The 20,365-nt window shown below is 39.7% G+C and carries 16 protein-coding genes; 8 read left to right on the top strand and 8 right to left on the bottom strand.

Going from position 1 to position 20,365, the window contains the following annotated elements:
- A complete protein-coding gene (locus tag FCR2A7T_RS01185) occupies positions 1-636 on the top strand; it encodes a phosphoribosyltransferase (protein ID WP_023569434.1) in 636 nt (211 codons plus the stop codon).
- Positions 637-646: 10 nt separating this feature from the next.
- On the top strand, positions 647-1,273 hold the full coding sequence (locus FCR2A7T_RS01180; RefSeq protein WP_023569433.1) for a dienelactone hydrolase family protein: 627 nt from the start codon (positions 647-649) through the stop codon (positions 1,271-1,273).
- 51 nt (positions 1,274-1,324) lie between these two features.
- Here FCR2A7T_RS01180 and FCR2A7T_RS01175 read toward each other — a convergent pair whose 3' ends face one another.
- The 5 genes from FCR2A7T_RS01175 to FCR2A7T_RS01155 all read right to left on the bottom strand — a co-directional run bounded on the left by FCR2A7T_RS01175 (position 1,325) and on the right by FCR2A7T_RS01155 (position 8,774).
- Positions 1,325-4,498, bottom strand: a complete 3,174-nt coding sequence (locus FCR2A7T_RS01175) for an efflux RND transporter permease subunit (protein ID WP_035116804.1) — start codon at positions 4,496-4,498, stop codon at positions 1,325-1,327.
- A gap of 13 nt (positions 4,499-4,511) precedes the next feature.
- Positions 4,512-5,585 carry an efflux RND transporter periplasmic adaptor subunit gene (locus FCR2A7T_RS01170; RefSeq protein WP_023569431.1) on the bottom strand — a complete coding sequence of 358 codons (1,074 nt, stop codon included), beginning with the start codon at positions 5,583-5,585 and terminating at the stop codon, positions 4,512-4,514.
- Between the two features lie 7 nt (positions 5,586-5,592).
- Positions 5,593-6,930, bottom strand: a complete 1,338-nt coding sequence (locus FCR2A7T_RS01165) for a TolC family protein (RefSeq protein WP_023569430.1) — start codon at positions 6,928-6,930, stop codon at positions 5,593-5,595.
- Positions 6,931-6,940: 10 nt separating this feature from the next.
- Positions 6,941-7,537, bottom strand: coding sequence for a TetR/AcrR family transcriptional regulator (locus FCR2A7T_RS01160; RefSeq protein WP_023569429.1), 597 nt, complete (start codon positions 7,535-7,537; stop codon positions 6,941-6,943).
- A gap of 142 nt (positions 7,538-7,679) precedes the next feature.
- A complete protein-coding gene (locus tag FCR2A7T_RS01155) occupies positions 7,680-8,774 on the bottom strand; it encodes an MBL fold metallo-hydrolase (protein ID WP_023569428.1) in 1,095 nt (364 codons plus the stop codon).
- Positions 8,775-8,918: 144 nt separating this feature from the next.
- On the opposite strand from FCR2A7T_RS01155, the gene FCR2A7T_RS01150 reads away from it, so the two are divergent.
- Together FCR2A7T_RS01150 and FCR2A7T_RS01145 are read left to right on the top strand one after the other, a co-directional pair.
- Positions 8,919-9,893, top strand: a complete 975-nt coding sequence (locus tag FCR2A7T_RS01150; protein ID WP_023569427.1) for a polyprenyl synthetase family protein — start codon at positions 8,919-8,921, stop codon at positions 9,891-9,893.
- Between the two features lie 47 nt (positions 9,894-9,940).
- On the top strand, positions 9,941-10,291 hold the full coding sequence (locus FCR2A7T_RS01145; RefSeq protein WP_023569426.1) for a hypothetical protein: 351 nt from the start codon (positions 9,941-9,943) through the stop codon (positions 10,289-10,291).
- Here the strand turns inward: FCR2A7T_RS01145 and FCR2A7T_RS01140 are convergent.
- Positions 10,275-10,829, bottom strand: coding sequence for a hypothetical protein (locus FCR2A7T_RS01140; RefSeq protein ID WP_023569425.1), 555 nt, complete (start codon positions 10,827-10,829; stop codon positions 10,275-10,277). The two genes, FCR2A7T_RS01145 and FCR2A7T_RS01140, sit on opposite strands and share 17 nt — an antisense overlap.
- A 108-nt stretch (positions 10,830-10,937) precedes the next feature.
- Here FCR2A7T_RS01140 and FCR2A7T_RS01135 point away from each other — a divergent pair, with 108 nt between their 5' ends.
- A complete protein-coding gene (locus FCR2A7T_RS01135) occupies positions 10,938-13,709 on the top strand; it encodes a 2-oxoglutarate dehydrogenase E1 component (RefSeq protein ID WP_023569424.1) in 2,772 nt (923 codons plus the stop codon).
- Between the two features lie 53 nt (positions 13,710-13,762).
- Entirely contained in the window at positions 13,763-14,986 is a 1,224-nt protein-coding gene (gene odhB / locus FCR2A7T_RS01130; protein ID WP_023569423.1) for a 2-oxoglutarate dehydrogenase complex dihydrolipoyllysine-residue succinyltransferase, read from the top strand.
- A 149-nt stretch (positions 14,987-15,135) separates the two neighbouring features.
- Here the strand turns inward: odhB and FCR2A7T_RS01125 are convergent, their stop codons facing one another.
- Positions 15,136-17,337 carry a S8 family peptidase gene (locus FCR2A7T_RS01125; protein ID WP_023569422.1) on the bottom strand — a complete coding sequence of 734 codons (2,202 nt, stop codon included), beginning with the start codon at positions 17,335-17,337 and terminating at the stop codon, positions 15,136-15,138.
- A gap of 266 nt (positions 17,338-17,603) precedes the next feature.
- Between FCR2A7T_RS01125 and FCR2A7T_RS01120 the strand changes: the two genes are divergently transcribed.
- Positions 17,604-18,137: a hypothetical protein gene (locus FCR2A7T_RS01120; protein ID WP_131473131.1), complete on the top strand. Its 534-nt coding sequence runs from the start codon at positions 17,604-17,606 to the stop codon at positions 18,135-18,137.
- A gap of 138 nt (positions 18,138-18,275) precedes the next feature.
- Positions 18,276-18,683 carry a hypothetical protein gene (locus FCR2A7T_RS01115; RefSeq protein WP_023569420.1) on the top strand — a complete coding sequence of 136 codons (408 nt, stop codon included), beginning with the start codon at positions 18,276-18,278 and terminating at the stop codon, positions 18,681-18,683.
- A 42-nt stretch (positions 18,684-18,725) separates the two neighbouring features.
- Here the strand turns inward: FCR2A7T_RS01115 and FCR2A7T_RS01110 are convergent, their stop codons facing one another.
- Positions 18,726-20,129, bottom strand: coding sequence for an RCC1 domain-containing protein (locus FCR2A7T_RS01110; RefSeq protein ID WP_023569419.1), 1,404 nt, complete (start codon positions 20,127-20,129; stop codon positions 18,726-18,728).
- Between the last annotated feature and the right edge of the window lie 236 nt (positions 20,130-20,365).

Here is a 20,365-nt window from a genome sequence, read left to right as displayed (position 1 = left end):
ATGGAATCCGATGTGTTTGCCAACCGAACCGAAGCAGGGAAATTACTCTCTGAAAAATTACTCCGATATAAAGCTACTGATGCCGTGGTGCTTGCCATTCCTAGGGGCGGTGTTCCGGTGGGGTATGAAATTGCGAAACGATTGCAACTTCCCTTAGGCATTTTGCTTTCCAAAAAAATAGGGCATCCGGCCAATAAAGAATATGCGGTAGGTTCGGTTTCTTTGGATTCTGTAATCATTAACGAGCATATCCAATTGCCCGAAGATTATATTGAAAACGAAATAGTACGATTACGAAAAGTATTGTTGGAAAAACAGTTGCTTTATATGGGCAATGCTGCATTTCCGGATCTGGAAGGTAAAAGCGTTATCGTGGTGGACGACGGCATCGCAACGGGAAGTACCGTTTTGGTGAGTATTGCAATGTTGCGTAAAAAGAATGCCGGAAAAATTATCGTAGCCGTACCCGTGGTGCCTTCTGATAATGTGGAAGTGTTCCGACAAAAAGCAGATGAATTTGTTTTTCTGATTGCGCCCTATTATTTTGAAGCGGTAGGCGCTTTTTACGAAGTTTTTAATCAGGTGGAAGATGAGGAAGTAATTCGGTTACTTAACGATGCAAAACATTTATATTAAAAAAGGGAAGATGGAAACAGACATTCGGTTGGCTTCGGTGACTTTAAAAGGCGATTTGATTATTCCGGGCGGGGCTTTCGGAATCGTAGTTTTTTCACACGGTAGCGGGAGCAGCCGATTCAGTACGCGAAATACCTTTGTCGCACAGTTTATCCGCAAGCATGGCATGGGAAGTTTGTTGTTTGATTTGCTCACGGAAGAAGAAGATCAGGACTATGAAAAACGATTTGATATCGAATTGCTTACCCAACGGCTGATTGAAGTTACCCAATGGCTGCAAAAGACAGAAGTTGCGAAAGCATTGCCAATCGGTTATTTCGGCGCCAGTACGGGAGCGGCATCGGCGTTGGGAGCCGCGGCTTATTTCGGACCGATGATAAAAGCGGTCGTTTCCCGTGGCGGTCGTCCGGATTTGGCCTTTACTGTGTTGCCATCTGTTACCGCGCCTACGTTATTAATTGTGGGCGGACGCGATTCAGAAGTGATTGACCTAAATCAGTTTGCCTATGAAAATCTATCCTGTATCCGCCAATTTGAAATCGTAGATGGCGCGACTCATCTTTTCGAAGAACCCGGTGCGATGGAACAGGTTGCCGATTTGGCGGTGTCCTGGTTTGAACATTATCTTAAAGCATAAAAAAAACCGCCACATCACTGCAGCGGTTCTTCAACAAATTAAATTAATCAATTACATCTCGTGTTTCGGATTGAATCCGTCTTCACTTAATTCTTTGTGTTCGTAGGCTTCTACCATTAAAGCTCCGTAATCGGTTGCTTTTCCTTTGGTGAATTTATGAACGATTTTTTCCATGATATCATAAATAACCGGTACGATAACCAAGGTTAAGAACAACGAAGAAATCAATCCTCCGATGATAACCCAGGCCAATCCGTTTTTCCATTCGGCACCGGCACCAGAAGCTAAGGCAATCGGTAACATACCGAATACCATCGCAATGGTGGTCATTAAAATCGGACGCAAACGTGCGTGGTTCGCCTGAATTAAAGCCGTGTGAACAGTTTCACCTGCCGCACGACGCTGGTTGGTAAAGTCGACTAACATAATCGCGTTCTTACACACCAATCCGATTAGCATGATAATACCCAAAATGGTAAATATATTTAACGAGTTGTTCGTTAAACCAAGCGCCAGCAAGGCTCCGATAAACGATAACGGTACGGCAAACAATACCACAAACGGGTGCACATAACTGTCGTACAACGCTACCATTACTAAGTAAACCAAGATAATCGCAGCCAATAAAGCAAATCCTAACGTACCGAAACCTTCCGTCTGGTTTTCCATGTCTCCACCCCAAACGTAATTTACGCCGGTTGGTTTGTGCAGTTTTTCAAATTTAGCCTGCCATTCTGCCGCAACCGTTCCAGTAGGACGTCCTACGGTTTGCCCTTTGATTGTTACCGAAGCCGTTTTGTCGCGTCGCTCGAGCTGACTCGGTCCGGATCCTTCTTTAATGCTGGCAAATTGCGACAGTTTGATCTGTTCGCCTTTGTCGTTTACAAAAATTAGGTTACTTACGTCTTCAATGTTTTTTCGGTTGAAGGAATTGTAGCGTAAATTAATGTCGTATTCGTATTCACCGGCACGGAATTTCCCATCGGTATTACCACTGAACGCGGTTTGCATCGTTAATCCCACCGTTTGTAAATTCAAACCTAAAGCGGCCATTTTATCACGGTCGATCTGAACGTTTACTTCCGGGTTTCCGGTTTCTACGGAAAGTTTAATTTCGGAGGCTCCGGCAATCGTGTACAATTCTTTTTCGGCAGCTTTCGCGAATACCATCGCACTGTCTAAAGTTGTTCCGGTAACGACCAAGGCTAACGGCGCTTCTTCAGCAGTTCCCATGATACTCATCCCCACGGTTTTTACTTTTGCACCCACCAATTCCTGTTGTAATTTACGTTTGATTTTCGCTGCATACACATACGAGTCGTCTTCACGTTCGTCCTGAGAAACCATTTTCACACGGATTTCCGATTTGTAAGCGGTAGCCTGCGTTCCGGAGAATCCTTCAGAAGTTTGTCCGACCGTCGTAATCAGATTGGTTACATCTTCCTGTTTTTTAAGGAAAGCTTCCGCTTTTTGGGTCATGAAGTTGGTTTGTTCCAAGGAAGCGTCTTTCGGCATTTCAATCTGCACTAAGAACTCTCCGGCATCGGAACGCGCGAAGAATTCACCTCCCACATAACCTCCGACAACCATGTATAAGGAGCTGAAGAACAATACCACAACCACAATAATGGTTTTGATTTTATTGGCCAAAGCCCATACTAAAATATCACTTACCCAGTTGGTAAAGCGGGTTAATTGCGCTTCAAAACCTAAAATAATTCTTCCGAAAAGGTTTTTCCCTTCGATATGTTCCAATTTACCAAAACGTGAGGACAACCAAGGCACAATGGTAAAGGAGGATAATAAGGATAATAACGTTGAGATTACTACGGTGACACAGAATTGCGTAATGATGTTAGACACCAATCCGGTACTCATTGCAATCGGAAGGAATACCACCACAATTACCAAGGTAATCGAAGTTACGGTACCACCAATTTCGGCAGTTGCATCATACGCGGCTCGGACACGGTTTTTCCCCATCTCCATGTGCCTGTAAATGTTCTCCAAAACCACAATCGCGTCATCCACCAAGATTCCTACTACCAATGAAAGTCCTAATAAACTCATTAAGTTTAAAGTATAATCCAATAATAAGAATCCGATAAAGGTTGCAATTAGGGAAGCCGGAATCGAAACCATTACGATTAAAGAGTTACGCACACTGTGCAGGAAGAACAACATTACCAAAGCCACCAATAAAACGGCTAAAATTAAATCGTGAATTACCGAATCGGCCGCCATTAAGGTAAATACCGAACTGTCGTTGGCAATGTCTAATTGCAGTTGTTCTTTTTTGTAATCGGTTTTTAAATCTTCGATTAATTTCTGAACGTGCTCACTTACATCCACCGCATTCGCATCGGATTGTTTAACGATTTGTAAAACGATCGCGTTTTTCTGATCCACACGGGCGATTTTCTCCACGTCTTTTTGGGCATCCTGAACATCGGCCACGTCCATTAAACGCACCTGAATTCCGTTTTTACTGGCAATTACCAGATTACGCAATTCGTCTACGTTTTTATATTTTCCGGCCAAACGGATTAGAATTTTCTGATCTCTGGTTTGAATGTTTCCGGTAGGGAAATCCAAATTGGAAGCCAGAACCGCTTGTTGAACTTGTGGTACTGATAATCCGAAACCTTTCATTTTATCAGCGTCCATGTTTACCTGAATTTCACGTTCCTGTCCGCCAATCAGGTTAACTTGTGCCACACCGTTTACACGGGAAAGGATTGGTTTGATTTTTTTGTCGATTAAGTCGAAAAACTCCGCCTCATCCATTTTTGCGTTGGCACCAATGGTCATAATCGGCAAGTCACTCAACGAGAATTTACTTAACGAAGGTTGTTTCGCGTCGTCCGGTAAATCACTGATTACGGCATTGATTTTACGTTGGGCATCATTTAGAGCAACATCTGCATCGGCGTTACTGGTTAACTGTACCGCAACAGTTGATAAACTTTCATAGGATTTGGAATCGATTTTTTTGATGTTTTCCATCGAAGCAATCGCGTCTTCTATTTTTTTAGTCACCGTATTTTCCACCTCACTTGGCGAAGCGCCCGGATAAATGGTAGCAATACTGATTACATTTTGTTCGAATTTCGGGATCAATTCGTAGCCCAAAAGGCTGTAGCTGAACAATCCTCCCAGCGTTAGTATTGTGAACAATACCACGACCAGTGACGGACGTTTAATAGATATCTCTGCTAATTTCATAGTTGACTGATGCTTATTTAATTACCGTAACTTTTGTTCCGTCATTTAAGTTGATTTGTCCGCTGGTAATTACGATGTCGCCATTCGCCAATCCGTTAAGAATTTCTACCTTTTCACCTAAAATTCTGCCTGCGGTTACGGTTTTTAGTTTCGCTGTGCCGTCTTTTTCCATTACGAAAATCTGGTTGGCATTCACACTTCCAACGAAAGCAGTACGCGGAACAATCATTAGCGGAGTTTTGCTGGTTTCCGCAGAAGAGAATTCAGCAGTTCCGTACATACCCGCTTTTAATTCGCTTGCGGCATTGTTGCTGATTTCAATTTCTACCGGGAAGTTTAAACTGGCGTCGGCTTTCGGAGCGATGAAGGTAACTTTTCCGTTAAATTCCTTATCCGGATAAACACTGGCTTTAACTTTAATTGGCGAACCGATTTTTAAACCTGCAATTTGATTTTCGCTTACGGTAACATTTAGTTTCAATTTGGAAACGTTTACGATTTCAAACATTTGTGTAGGAGGCATTCCGCTTAAGATGGTTCCCACTTCGATGTATTTTTTGTTGATGATTCCGCTAAATGGCGCTTTAATTCTTGTGTCGCCTACATTAATGTTGGCTTGTGTCATGCGCGATTTGGCGTTAATCATGTTCATTTTTGCCTGATCCAGTTGTTGTTTGGTTACACCACCGGTTTTAAAGGCGCTCTCGAAACGGTTGTAATCGTTTAAAGCTGTTTGATAGTTGGCATTTGCGGTTTGGGCTTCCACATTGATAACATCACCACGAACTACGGCAAGGGTTTGTCCGGCGCTTACACGGTCACCTTCTTTTACCAGAACACTGATTACTTTTCCGGATTTTTCAGCCGAAAAATTCAACTCCTGAGACGGTGCAAAGGTCCCGTTCGCAAGAAAGTCCTGAGAAACGATTTCGGTTTTTACGGTATCGGTTTTAACCACAACGGTTGCATTGGTTTCAGCAACAACAGCGGTTTTTGCCTCGTTACTTGCTTTGTTTTTACTTAAAATAAATCCGATTAGTCCTAAGGATGCTAATATGATTATGACTGTGATTATTTTTTTGTTCATGTGATGATTAGTTTACTAAATTTTTTAATTCTCCTTTTGATTTGATGATTTGTATTTCTGCCAATTTGTATTCCAATTGTGCTGTTGTGTAGTTGTTCTGGGCTTCTGTTAAAGCGGTTTCGGCATCTAATAATTCGGTTAAAGAAGCCAATCCGTTGATGTAATTGTTTTTGGTATTGTTTAAAACTTCCTGTGCCAGATTTGCGTTTTCTTTTTGCGTTTTAATATTGATTACGCTGTTGTTGATTTGTGTCTTAGCATTTTCAAAACCATAGTTTAAGGCCAATTCCGTGTCTTTAATGTCTTCTTCCGTTTTCTTTAAGCTAACTTCAGCCTGGCGGACTTTAGAACGGGTAGAAAAACCGTTGAATACATTAATTCTCATGTTTAATCCGATAGAGGAGAAGTCGGTCCAATACACACCGTCTGCCGGTTTAGCGCCCCAAGGGAATTCTTTACCCAAACCTTGGTAACCGTAATTGGCATTCAGTGAAAGTGTTGGATAATACTCCGCTAAATAGGATTTTTTCTGAAAACGGTATAGTTGTTCTTGTTTTTTAAGCAATGCCAATTCGGTTCTTTTGCTCATTTCTACTTTTTCAGTAAAAGCTTCAGCGGTTACTTCAATGGTGTTTTCAGGCAATTGAATGGCTTGTTCCATCGGCATTCCGATAAAAAATTTCAAGGTGTTTTCCTGTAATTGTACTGCATTGATTAATTGTTGGCGTGCTGATTCCATGTTGCTTACCTTTACCGAAATACGGTCCAAATCAATTTTTTTGGCCAAACCGTTGTCAAATTGTCCTTTGATGATGTCACGTACTTTTTTCGTGTTGGCAAGATTGCTTTCTGCATTGGCGAGCTTTTGTTTGTATACATACACCTGATAATAACTTCCGGCTACTTTTTCAATCAGCTGTTCCTCGGTTAATTGTTGGTTGATGATGTAGAACTCTCTAGTGGTTTTTGCCGCTTTTAAACCTGTAAATACCGATTGGTCAAAAAGGTTTTGCGTTAATGTCGCGGTTGCCGTACTGTTCCATTTTTGTCCGAAAGGCACTAAAACTACCGCTCCGGGCTGTCCGAAAATTTCACCGGGTAAGGCACTTTGCTGTAAAATAGGATTATACGTCAATCCTCCATTAAGGTTTACTTGCGGTAACGCTCTGGATCGCACTTCAGCGATTTGATGGTTACTGTTTTCAACACTCAGTTTTGCTTTTTTGGCATCGGATTTGTTTTCCAGTGCATACTGCAAGGCATCTTTTAAAGTGAGTGTTTTAATTTCCTGCGCACTCACAGACAAGCCGGAAAGAAACAGGAGTATGAATGTTATTTTTTTCATTGATGAATGGTTATATATTAGGATTTTGCAATTGTTTTTCTAGTTCGGTAATGCCTTTTGGAGTAGCGATGGCTCTGGTGTGGTATTCTAAAGCTTGTAATTCCAGTGCTTGTGCTTCTTTTTCATAAATTGTGTTCTCGTTGATGCTGAAAATGATGGTGTAGTAAAATTGAACAGCCGTTTTTATATCGAGATCTTTCCGGTACAGGCCTTCTTCAATGCCTTTAAGGATATTCTGTTCAAAAAACACGCTACAGGCCTGAACTTCTTCGGTAATGATTTTCTCGTAAATCGCCGGATAATGTTTTTTCAGCTGATACACCGGGGATGTATCATAGGATTTAAACATTTCCTTAAACATCTTTCTAACTTCAAAATTTTCTTCGACAGCATTGTAGTTTTTAGCGACAATACTTTCTATTTTTTCATGAACATCATTGTGAATTCTTTCGGTGGTTTCTTCCACCAGTACTTCTTTATTGCAGAAATATTTATAGATGGTTTTCTTGGAAATACACATTTCGCCTGCGATGTCATCCATGGTAACACTCTTAAAACCAAGTTTTAAGAACATGTCGCTTGCTTTACGCATTATTTTCTCTTTCATAATTTTTATAAATTCTGTGCAAATTTACTTCGGAAACTTTTAACACAAAAATAGTTTCCTTGGTTTTCACAATTATTTAACATTCGGTTTAAGTCTTGAAGATAGTGGGTTCAGAACGAATTTTGATATATCAAGTTCAACTTTAATTGGTAAACTCCCACCATTTTGTGAATTTTTGTTGTTGTTTTAAGTATACAATTTCTCCAATTCGGGGTGTTATTAATGCGGTATCCGTTACTTTGCTTAAAGACCATATTCTTTTAAGCGGTTCGTCCCAATCGTGATTGGCCAAAGCAAATTTCCCGGAATGAACCGGAAACAGCTGCTTTGCTTTTAAATCTTTTGCTGCTCTAAGGACTTCTTCCGGGTGCATGTGGATGTATTTCCAGCTTTTGTCATACTGTCCGTTTTCCAATATAGCGATGTCGAATGGACCTAATGCTTCTCCGGCTTTTGCATAGTGCGCATCGTAACCACTGTCGCCGCCAATGTAAATATTTAATGATGGGGTTTGTAAGGCGTACGACATCCAAAGCGACTGATTGCGTTTGAATCCGCGACCCGAAAAATGTCTTGCCGGAACGGTAGTTACCGAAAAGCCCATGTCCAAACGAATCGTTTCGTGCCAGTCTTTCTCGATAATCTGATCTTTTGTGAATCCCCAATGTTCCAAATGCGCTCCGGTTCCCAACCCGCAAATTACTTTCCCAGTTCGGGATTGCAGTTTTTTAACGGTTTTGTAATCCAAATGATCCCAATGGTCGTGGGTGATGAAAAGGTAGTCGATGGCAGGAATATCTTCTGCCGAATAGTTGTTGCTGCCTTTAAATGCTTTCGTGGTAAAAGAAATCGGTGAAGCAGATCCGCTAAGAACCGGGTCGACCAAAATTTTCTTTCCGTCAATCTGCATGAAATAGGAGGAGTGGCCAAACCAAACCATAACGTCTTTTTCCGGATCCAACTGCAACAAATCGGTTTTCAGTGAAATGATTGCTTCGGATGGTTTGTTTCGCTCTTTTTTGGTGAAAAGAAATTCTTTGGCCACGGAATAAAAATTCGCGCCTTCGGTTAAATCGGGCGTCGGACTTTGATTTTGAAATGCGCCGTTGGAATAATTCACGGATACTTTAATTCTTTTCAAACGTTCCCCTTTCGGAGTTTTTCCAAATTGCGCCTGTTTCATAAACAGGAATGCGGAAAGCGTTGATGCTAAGATAAATATAAGTGCTGTAATCATTATAACTGCTATTAAATTTCGGTACAAATGTAAAACGGAAACTTTTAACACTAAAAAAGTTTCCAAAGTTTTAAGTTAAAATTAACAAATTCACTTTTTTGAAAAACGGTTTAATTTGGAGTACTTTAGCAAAAAATTAGTGTCATGCATTCCATTTCAGAATACCAGTCGTTTATCACCAGCCATTTTTCGGCAATTTCCATAGAAAGAGAACCTAAAAACCTGTACGAACCTATTGCTTACATTTTGTCTCTTGGCGGAAAACGAATGCGTCCCGTTTTGACCTTAATGACGGCGGAAATTTTCAACACCGATTATAAAAAAGCCTTGGCAGCAGCTACTGCGGTGGAGGTTTTTCATAATTTCTCGTTGATTCACGATGATATTATGGACGATGCGCCGTTGCGCCGCGGAAACGAAACCGTACACGAAAAGTGGGATGTGAATACAGGAATTTTGTCGGGAGATGCGATGCTGATTTTGGCTTACCAATATTTTGAGCAATACGAGCCGGTAATTTTCCAATCGTTAGCCAAACTATTCAGTAAAACGGCTTTGGAAGTATGCGAAGGGCAGCAATGGGATGTCGATTTCGAACAACGTAACGACGTGACCATTCCGGAATACCTGAAAATGATTGAATACAAAACCGCTGTTTTAGTCGGCGCTGCCATGAAAATGGGCGCAATTGTGGCAGAAACGTCTGAGGAAAATGCGAATCTGATTTACGATTTCGGCTTGAATCTCGGCATCGCTTTCCAATTGCAGGATGATTATCTCGATGCTTTCGGTGATCCGGAAACTTTTGGAAAACAAGTCGGAGGTGACATTATCGAAAACAAAAAAACGTACCTTTATTTAAAAGCCATGGAATTTGCCAATGCTGAAGAAAAAGAACAACTGAAACATTTGTTTGCTGTTCAGTTAACGCAAAATGATGAAAAAATAGCCGCTGTAAAAACAATTTTCAATCAGACCGGAGCCAGCGAAGCAACCCAACAAGCGATTAAAGAATATACGTTTAAAGCTTTTGAAATGTTGGAAAAAATGGGCATCGAAGCTTCTAAAAAAGTCATGTTAAAGGCGTTTGGTGAAAATTTGATGCGCAGAAATGTGTAATGTGCTGTAAAATCGATAATTTTCTAACTTCTAACTTCTAACCTCAAATGTACATCGCACCTCAAAATACCGATTTATTACTTTCTGAAGCGCAGAAAGAGGAGCTGTATGTGAAGTTGGTAGAGCAAATCAACAAAGATTTTAATTATGCCAATGAAAGTGTGGCGTTTGAAACGTCCATTTCGCCCATCGATTTAAAAATCCAGCTGCACGAGAAAATCTACCGGCTGATTCAGTTCAAGTTCGCCGAATACCTCAATTTATTATATATTATTGATGTGTCTGAGGAGCAAATCAAAAAACTGGACGGTTCTGATCTGGTTGAACTTTCAGAGCAGGTTACGTTTCTGGTTTTAAAAAGGGAATGGCAGAAAGTCTGGTTTAGAAATAGACTCTAACAAACGGCATCCATCCCTGACTGTACACATAATTAGATTCACGGTATAGGATGTTGTAGCGCAATCCTATGGTTACGTTTTGATTCCGATAGCCAGCCCCTAAAAACAAAGCAGTGTTCCAGAAATTATCTTTAATTTTTGGGGTTGCTTCGGTAAAAGTATTGTTCACGCGAAGCTGTTCCAGCTCGGCAGACAGTTGTACTTCAGGAATCGGGTTAAAAAGACTGATAAGGCTTCCGCCGTAAATGTGGGAATCAAACAAATCGGATTGTTTTACATAGCTGTATTGTATTCCTAAACCCATTGACACGTATGGGTTTATATTGTAAATTCCGCTGGGCGCCACCATGATATTGGTATAACCGCTTCCAATACCTAAACCCAATCCGCCACCAAATTGAACGTTTCTCCAAAATTCATTTTTTTGTTGCGAATTGCTCTGATTCTGAGCCTTTATTGGAGAAGTTATTGTTAAAAAAAGCAGACAACTCAAAACTATTGTTAAAAAATTGCAGATGTTTGTTTTTAACTTCATCATTCGGAATATTTTATGAGATAAAAGTATGAAAAACATTAGAAGATTATTATAAAGTGTTGTACTTTTGCGTAAAATTTTTTTAACCCAAAATCGTCATTCGACAGAATTATGGATAGGTTTTCCTTTTTAAACGCAGCACACACGGCTTTTTTTGCCGATTTATACGATCAATATTTACAAAATCCCGATAGCGTAGAACCGAGTTGGAGGAGTTTTTTCCAAGGATTTGATTTTGCGAATGAATTTGGCGGCGGACCGGTTGAAGAACTTACAACCATGGCTGCCGGAGGAGGAGATTGTTCGGCCGTTTCAGAAAAATTACAAAAAGAATTTAATGTTTTAAAGCTGATTGATGGTTACAGAACCCGCGGTCACCTTTTTACCAAAACCAACCCGGTTCGTGAGCGAAGAACCTATTCTCCGGATTTATCCATCGAGAATTTCGGGTTGTCGTCTTCCGATTTGAATACGGTTTTCGATGCGGCTCGAATTGTGAACTTAAACCCTTGTTCGCTTCAGGATATCTTAAATCACTTAAATAAAGTGTATTGCGAATCCATCGGAATCGAATACATGTACATTCGTGACCCGAAAGTAATCGAGTGGATTCAGAAACGATTGGACATCAACGACAATCTTCCAAGTTTCAATAACGATCAGAAGAAACGCATCCTTAAAAAATTAAACGAAGCGGTTTCTTTCGAGAACTTCCTTCATACCAAATATGTAGGTCAGAAACGTTTCTCGTTAGAAGGAATCGAATCGGCTATCCCGGCTTTGGATTTCTTAATTGAAGCCGCTGCCGACAAAGGCGTCGAGCAATTCGTAATGGGAATGGCGCACCGTGGTCGTTTGAACGTATTGGCGAATGTTTTCGGAAAATCGACTCAGGATATTTTCTCCGAATTTGACGGAAAAGATTACGACGACGATGCTTTGTTTGATGGTGACGTGAAATACCACTTGGGATTAACGGCCGACAGACATACGCAAAACGGTAAAAAAATCAACGTGAATTTAGCACCGAACCCTTCCCACCTGGAAACAGTAGGAGCGGTTATCGAAGGGATTGCCCGTGCGAAACAAGATAAATACTATGCTGAAAACCCATCAAAAGTATTGCCAATTGCTGTACATGGAGATGCAGCCGTAGCCGGTCAGGGTATCGTTTACGAAATTATCCAAATGGCCAAACTGGACGGTTACAAAACCAATGGAACCATTCACGTTGTGTTGAACAATCAGGTTGGATTTACCACCAATTATTTAGATGCCCGTTCCTCAATTTATTGTACGGATGTAGCTAAAGTAACCTTGTCTCCGGTGTTGCATGTAAATGCAGACGATGCGGAAGCAGTGGTACACGCGATGTTGTTTGCGTTGGAATACCGAATGGAGTTCGGCACCGACGTGTTCATCGACTTGTTAGGATACAGAAAATACGGGCACAACGAAGGGGACGAACCTCGTTTTACCCAACCTAAATTATACAAAGCGATTTCGAGACAGAAAAATCCAAGAGATATTTATGCAGAGAAATTGAAAGCGGAAGGTTCTATCGACGGCAATTACGTGGCACAACTGGAAGCGGAATATAAAACCAATCTGGAGCAAAGTTTGGAGGAATCCCGTAAAAGAGATTTAACGGTAATCACGCCATTCATGCAAAACGAATGGAAAGGTTTTGAACAGGCCGAAGCCGATGTAATGCTTCAGAAGTTTGAAACAAAAGTAGATAAGGCAACCTTAACGGAAATCGCTAAAGTGGTGACCGAATTGCCATCGGATAAAAAATTCATCAGCAAAATCACAAAATTAATCGGCGATCGAAAAGCAATGTTCTTCGAATCCGATAAATTGGATTGGGCAATGGGAGAAATGTTGGCCTACGGTTCGTTATTGACAGAAGGTTACGATGTGCGTATTTCCGGTCAGGACGTAGAGCGTGGTACTTTCTCACACCGTCACGCGGTAATTAAAGTGGAAGAATCAGAAGAAGAAGTAATCTTGCTGAATCATCTTCCGAACAAAAAAGGAAATTTCTCGATTTATAACTCACATTTGTCGGAATACGGCGTTTTAGGATTCGAATACGGCTATGCTTTAGCCAATCCGAATGCCTTAACCATTTGGGAAGCACAATTTGGAGATTTCGGAAACGGAGCGCAAATTATGATCGACCAATACATTTCGGCAGCGGAAGACAAATGGAACAACCAAAACGGAATCGTAATGTTATTGCCGCACGGGTATGAAAACCAAGGAGCAGAACACTCTTCGGCCCGTATGGAGCGTTTCTTACAATTGTGTGCGAACCACAATATGTATGTAGCCGATTGTACTACGCCGGCAAACTTCTTCCACTTGTTGAGAAGACAATTGGTAACGAAATTCCGTAAACCATTGGTAGTATTCACACCGAAGAGTTTATTGCGTCATCCGGAAGCGGTTTCCTCTATCGAAGAATTCGCAAACGGACAATTCCAGGAAGTAATTGACGATCCAAACGTGAATGCAGCTGAAGTGAAAACCTTAGTATTCTGTACCGGTAAATTCTACTACGATGTAAAAGCGGAAAGAGAAGCCAACGGAAGAAACGATGTGGCCTTGGTACGTGTGGAGCAATTGTTCCCGTTACCGGTAGAGCAAATGAAAGCGATTATCGCCAAATATCCGAACGTGAACGATTACGTTTGGGCACAGGAAGAGCCAAGAAACATGGGGGCTTACGGTTATATGCTGATGAACTTTAACGAAGTGAAATTCAGAGTGGCGTCGCCTAAAGCGTATAGTGCACCGGCAGCTGGAAGTTATGTACGTTCTAAAAAACGTCATGCGGCCGCCATTGCAATGGTTTTTGACAAGAATTTATTCCAATAAAATTGTATTTTTGATAAAACAGATAATAACAACACCTATAAAATTATATACCGATGATTTTAGAAATGAAAGTCCCTTCACCGGGAGAATCAATCAAAGAAGTAGAAATTGCTACTTGGTTAGTTAAAGACGGAGATTATGTAGAAAAAGACCAAGCCATTGCGGAGGTTGATTCTGATAAAGCTACCTTAGAGTTACCAGCGGAAGCGAGCGGAATTATTACGCTTAAAGCGGAAGAAGGCGATGCAGTAGCGGTAGGTCAGGTAGTGTGTTTAATTGATACCAGTGCTGCAAAACCGGATGCTTCGACAGGCTCAGCAACCGTAGTTGCAGAAAAAGCAGCGGAAGCTCCAAAAGCTGAGGCACCAAAAGCAGCTCCGGCTCCAGCAGCAGCAACATATGCCACCAATGCGCCATCCCCGGCAGCAAGAAAAATATTAGACGAGAAAAACATCCAGCCAACAGATATCGTAGGTACCGGAAAAGGCGGAAGAGTAACTAAAGAAGACGCAGTTAATGCTGTTCCTTCTATGGGCACACCAACCGGAGGTTCTCGCGGTTCGGAAAGAACAAAATTATCGATGTTGCGTCGTAAAGTAGCGGAGCGTTTAGTAGCCGCTAAAAACGAAACCGCAATGTTGACTACGTTCAATGAGGTTGACATGAGTGCGATTTACGCAATTCGTGACCAATACAAAGAAGAGTTTAAAGCAAAACACCAAATGGGATTAGGCTTTATGTCCTTCTTTACTAAAGCGGTTACCCGTGCCTTACAATTGTATCCGGATGTGAACTCGATGATCGACGGTCAGGAGAAAATCTCTTACGATTTCTGTGATATTTCGGTAGCGGTTTCAGGACCAAAAGGATTAATGGTACCGGTAGTACGTAATGCAGAAAACTTAACGTTCCGTGGCGTTGAAGCGGAAATCAAACGTTTGGCAATCCGTGCGCGTGACGGACAAATCACAGTAGACGAAATGACAGGCGGAACCTTCACGATTTCAAATGGTGGTGTTTTCGGTTCGATGTTGTCTACGCCAATTATCAATCCTCCACAGTCGGGTATTTTAGGAATGCACAATGTAGTGGAAAGAGCTGTGGTGAAAAACGGACAAATCGTAATCGCTCCGGTAATGTACGTAGCGTTATCGTACGATCACCGAATCATCGACGGACGTGAGTCGGTTGGATTCTTGGTAGCGGTGAAAGAAGCGTTGGAAAACCCAGTAGAAATTTTGATGGATAACAATCCTAAGAAAGCGTTGGAGCTTTAGTAGATTAGGGTTATATAAAATGAAAATCCCGTTTAGTTTCTAAACGGGATTTTTTATAAATAGTAGTTAACTTGAAATAGTTAAGTAATTTACTATTCAACCATTCTTGAGACTAAAATTTAATTTGAAACCATTGTTTTGGATAGTGCTTATGCCGCGCCTACAGAAACTTCAATTTTATTGTAAATTTCTGAGAATTCATTTTCTATGTCATTATAAACATCTATAGTTTTATTATCATCAATAATTTCAATCACTGTGGCATAGTTTTGAAGGTAATTTTCACTAGTTTTTCCTCGCGTGTAAAGTCTTAACCGAAGTTCCCATGCACCAGCAAGAAAGCCTCTCGTGAAAGATTTTTCAAATTGTATGATTGGATTCCAAGGTAAATTATATTTTTCATCAGATAATGATATTTCTTTCATCCCATTTACGCTATTTTTAATTAGAGTGGCTGATATTCTTGACTCAGAATATTCTTTTTCATTATCTGGATTGACAGTTGGATCATAAGTTATGGTAACTTTTATTCGAAGTTTAGAATCAACCGTTGTATCAGCAAATTTTTGTGGAATATGAAAAGTGATAAATTGATAATTTTCTTGGTCTAAATATCCTTCGTAAATATAAGCTGAGTTATTTTTCGCTGACCTTAATGCAAGTTCAATATTAGGCTCTCCAAAGCCTACATAGTAAATGTTATCATCGAGTAATTCGTCTGGTTTGTTTCTGTTTTCTGTAAAGTGGCATAGTAGTGCTTTTACTAAATTTGCGTCACTGCTAGGATAGAAATCAAAAAGCCTTTGAGCATATTGAGATATTAATGGTGCAGCAAAACTAGTACCAACATCGGCAGAAAGGTTTTGACCTGATTTAGAAATTCCATAAGTGGAAATTCTTGGTATTTGGGCATAAGGTGAAATTAAGTTACCTCCATGGGCTACAACTTCGGGTTTAATTCCATTATCAGCACCAGGTCCTTTTCTAGAGAATGGAGAAATGAATCCATTTTCAGACAAAGAGTGTGTTGTGGAATGCTTTACTACAGAACCTACTGTTAAACTTAACAATGATTCCGCTGGACTTCCAATTCTTGAATTTGGATTTGAAAAATGTAGTGCGGGATAATCACCCAAAAGTCTATTGATATTGCCGGCTGCAACAACAAAAAGAACTTTATATTCTTTGGCTAAATAATCTAATAGTTTGGCTAAGTCTGAAAATTTGTAATTCTGAATTGAAACCGGTACTCCTAGTGAAAGATTATAGACTTTGATTGTTTCATAATATTTTAGAACAATATCTTCAATAGCGCATCTAAGGGTGAAATCAGAAGGTCCTACAGTTTGATTTAGAGAGTTTATACCAAAAACCGATAAATCAAGAACATTGCAATATGGATGTAATTCTTTTGTCGCTAAACAATGATCTATTTCATCACCAAAAATACACCTGCTTGCAACAAATGTTCCATGATTATATTCAAAATCAATTGCTGCGGGATTAGGATAACCTACTTGTTCTTTAATGAAATTTTTAAGGATTTCATTTGGATAAATTCCAGAGTCTACAATGCAAATTGTAGAAGAAGACTGTATTGAATTAATTTTTATATCAGTTGGCATTGGGTCAACTTCAATGGCTTGTGGTACTGTAAAAGTTTGGCTTAAATTTATTTCTTTAATAGTTGAAAATTCTGCCGCTATTTTTGTCAAATGTAAAGGAGCAATACTACAGAATAATGATGTTATTCCATTTTTAAATGTCCTCTTCAATATTTCATTCGTGTAATTACGTAAATCTATTTCTAGCGTATTACTTATAGCTAATAATTCTTTAGGATTAATTGTAGAATATAAATTAATGATAATTTCCATACTGTCCTCAGACTCATAATTAATCTGATCATCAATTTTATTTTCTGGCGGTATACTAGAAATTCTCTCAATGGGAGCAAAGTAAGTTTTTCCAACATGATCTTCAGTGTTGATATAGTTTTCTAATCTTTGTTCAAATTCATTAAATTTCTCTTTAGTGATTATCGCATTTGCGATTGATTCATTATTTGCCGAAAAAGAAAATAATTCAAAACCTAAATTTTCTATTTTTTGTTTTTGACTCTTTACTGAAACTTTTTCAGGTGTTTCAATTTGAATAAAAAGCTGACTCGAGTATGCAATGTCTTTTTTTGTAAATTCTTTTTCTTTAAAAGTAGTCGCTTGCTGTTTTAAAGTCGAGCCATGTTCCGCATAACTAACTCTCTGGACTGAGGGTGAAAATCCAAATTTATCATATTTTTCCTTTCTGATATTTCTATCAGGAATTTGATAGTGGAAGTTATCTTCTGCCATTTTTTTGTTATTTATATTTAACGTTGGAAATAACTCGTAAATACATATAGTTTTAGTCTAAATATCTCCACAAACCTAAACATAAAAAAACACCTACACAATCACCAAATTTAGTGATATTCAAAAATCTTTTCAGTGCGTAATAAAACCTGTTTCAAAAAAATAATTTTTAAAATTTTCAAACCAAAACCGTTTGAAAATTTTAATTTTTGAAAAACTGGAACAGATTTTGTTTGAAATGTTTTTGTTTTGAAAAAATCAAACCAATGAAAAAAGAGAACATTTATAAAAATATATTGGGTTTAACACACGAAGATACCGCGCTTATGTTAGGCATAGGCGACGGACAATGGTCGATGTATGTTTCCGGAAAGCGTGCGCTGCCTTTATCCGCCACGGAACAGTTAACGAAAGTGCTGACCCATTTAAAGGAAAAGAAAAGCGTTTGCAAAGAAAGCCACGCCATTACCCAAGCCGAGCAGCAGCGGCTTCAGGAAAAATGGCAGTACGACTATGCCGGGATACAACTCAAACTGCTTAAGATTGCTAAAGAACTCGATCAGATCGAAAAGATACGAACCGAAGCTTTTGCCGCTTTGGAGGTCGCTGCGTTTTTAGAGCAACAAAAGGAATATGAAAACAGGGCAACTTTAATCAGAAATATTCGGATAAGAGCTACGAACATCCTAAAAAAGCATCATCTGTATGCAGTAGCGTCGCTTCAGCTCAAAAAAGAACAACTCGAAATGTTAAAAAATAAATTGGAGCAAAAAATAAAAGAAAGTAAAAACGAACTGTAAATCAATCGAGTACAAGATGTTTTTAAATAAAATATTTTCTTACAAAATGTTAAAATTTCAAATGGAAAATGATTTTCTGTTTTTTGGCATCACTTTTGAAAACCGTAAGAATAATATGAACTTTTAAAAAATAACATTATGTATTCATTAAACAGAATTACCACAGTAGCCGATTGCGATGTATTATTAACATGGGCAACAAAAGAAAAAGCAAACCTGACTTACAAACGCATCGGCGAGGAACGCTTTAGTACCAACTACAGCGAAACATCCATAGAGATTGATGCGGTTTTACAAGGCGTGCTTACGGAAATTGCCGCAGAAGAATCTATCATCACTATTTTACCCGAGGGGAAAACGAAAGAAGAGCACGAGAAAAAGAAATACCGCCTGGAATACAAAAAGTTCATGCTGGAAAACCGAAGAGAAAGTTATGGTGTAGTGGCCTTACTGGAAAATGAACTCGACCTGGAACGCCTCAATAAAGAAATAGCCGAAGTCGATGTTTTTATAGCAGCCATTACGGCGCATAGGAATACTTTGTAATAAAAAAAATCCCGCTTAAAACTAAGCGGGATTTTTTTATGTTTACTCCTTAATTATTTTTTTTACGAATGTTCCTTTAGTGTTTTTTATACTAATAAAATAAATTCCTTCCTTTAAATCACCGACCTGGAATGAAGTAATAGGCGTTTTTACTGCTACGCTCCACAATAGTTGTCCTTGCATATTATGTAGTTCAGCAATGGTGCTCGTACAATCTACATTAATACTGGTTATATCTATAAACAATTGTTCATTGCAAGGATTTGGATAGACGGCTACTGTGTTTTCAAGGATGTTTTCTTCTACGGATAAATTAATTGTACAAAGATTAGTTGCAAGAACAGGAGTATGTCTTTCAATTGTGGTTCCGTCACAAAGTTGACCTGAATTATTATTACCCACCGCTCTAACAGTAGTATTACTCTTTAAGAAAAAAGAGTTGTGCACCCCGGCATCAATTGCAATGACTGCAGTAAGTCCGGGTATAACAAAAGGTGTGCTCTTGCCCACTGTAGTACCATCTCCAAGCTGCCCATAAGTATTTGTTCCCGATGCCAAAACCGTTCCATTACTTTTGAGGAAAAGAGAATGAAGATATCCAGCTGATAGTTGCGTGATTCCGCTAAGACCTGTTATTTGAAACGGATTATAAATATAACTGCCTACGCTTACATTACCAAGTTGGCCATAGTAATTAGATCCAACTCCCCAAACAGTGTCATTGTTTTTCAGGAAGAGTGAATGTGTTCCACCTGCAGATACAGCTGTAATCCCGCTGAGCCCTAGTATTTGTACCGGACTTAAATTGCCAGCGTAAGGGTGATTACCTATCTGTCCGTAATAATTGCCACCTGTAGCCCAAACGGTTCCGTCATTTTTAAGGAAAAGTGAATGAAACTGACCCGCACTTATAGCGGTAATTCCTGTAAGCCCAATGGCCTGCACAGGCGTACTTTTATTGGCATCGGTTCCATCGCCCAACTGACCTCCGGTGTTATTTCCAACGCCCCAAACGGTTCCATCATTCTTCAGGAAAAGTGAAAAGTTACTGCCAGCTGCTATTGCTGTAATTCCGGTCAGTCCTGCTACTTGAACTGGACTTAATTTATTCTCAGTAGTTCCATCACCCAGTTGTCCGTTTCCATTAGCGCCCACAGCCCAAACGGTTCCGTCATTTTTGAGGAAAAGTGAATGAAAATCGCCTGCCGCAACTGCCACTATTCCGTTGAGTCCGGATACTTGTACAGGAGTGCTATGGCTGACATAGTTCCCAATACCAAGTTGCCCAATGGTATTAGTACCTACAGCTTGGGGTGTTCCACTCGTACAACTAAAAAGAGTATGATTGAATCCCGCGGCTATTTTTTGAGCGTTGCCATTATTAGTGAAACCTACAATGAGAATAAGAGTTGTGGTTAAAAATAGGCTGATTGTTTTTTCTTTCATTTACAATTAATTCAAGGACAGGTTCTATATGGTAAAGTTGGATTAAAATTCTCCTTAACGCTTAAATAATAGGGTTATTTTGGTGGGCAATTTTATGTCCACAAACCTAAACATAAAAAAACACCTACACAATCACCAAATTTGGTGATATTTTGAAAAGTATTTTCAGCCCGTTTGTCATTCCGATGAAGGAGGAATCTCATAACGGAATAACTTGATGTGATTTCTCGTCCCTC

The organism is Flavobacterium cauense R2A-7 (assembly GCF_000498475.1).
GTDB classification, from domain to species: Bacteria; Bacteroidota; Bacteroidia; order Flavobacteriales; family Flavobacteriaceae; genus Flavobacterium; species Flavobacterium cauense.
The sequence above is the reverse complement of the archived record's forward strand: the minus strand, read 5'-3'. Positions and strand labels throughout refer to the sequence as shown.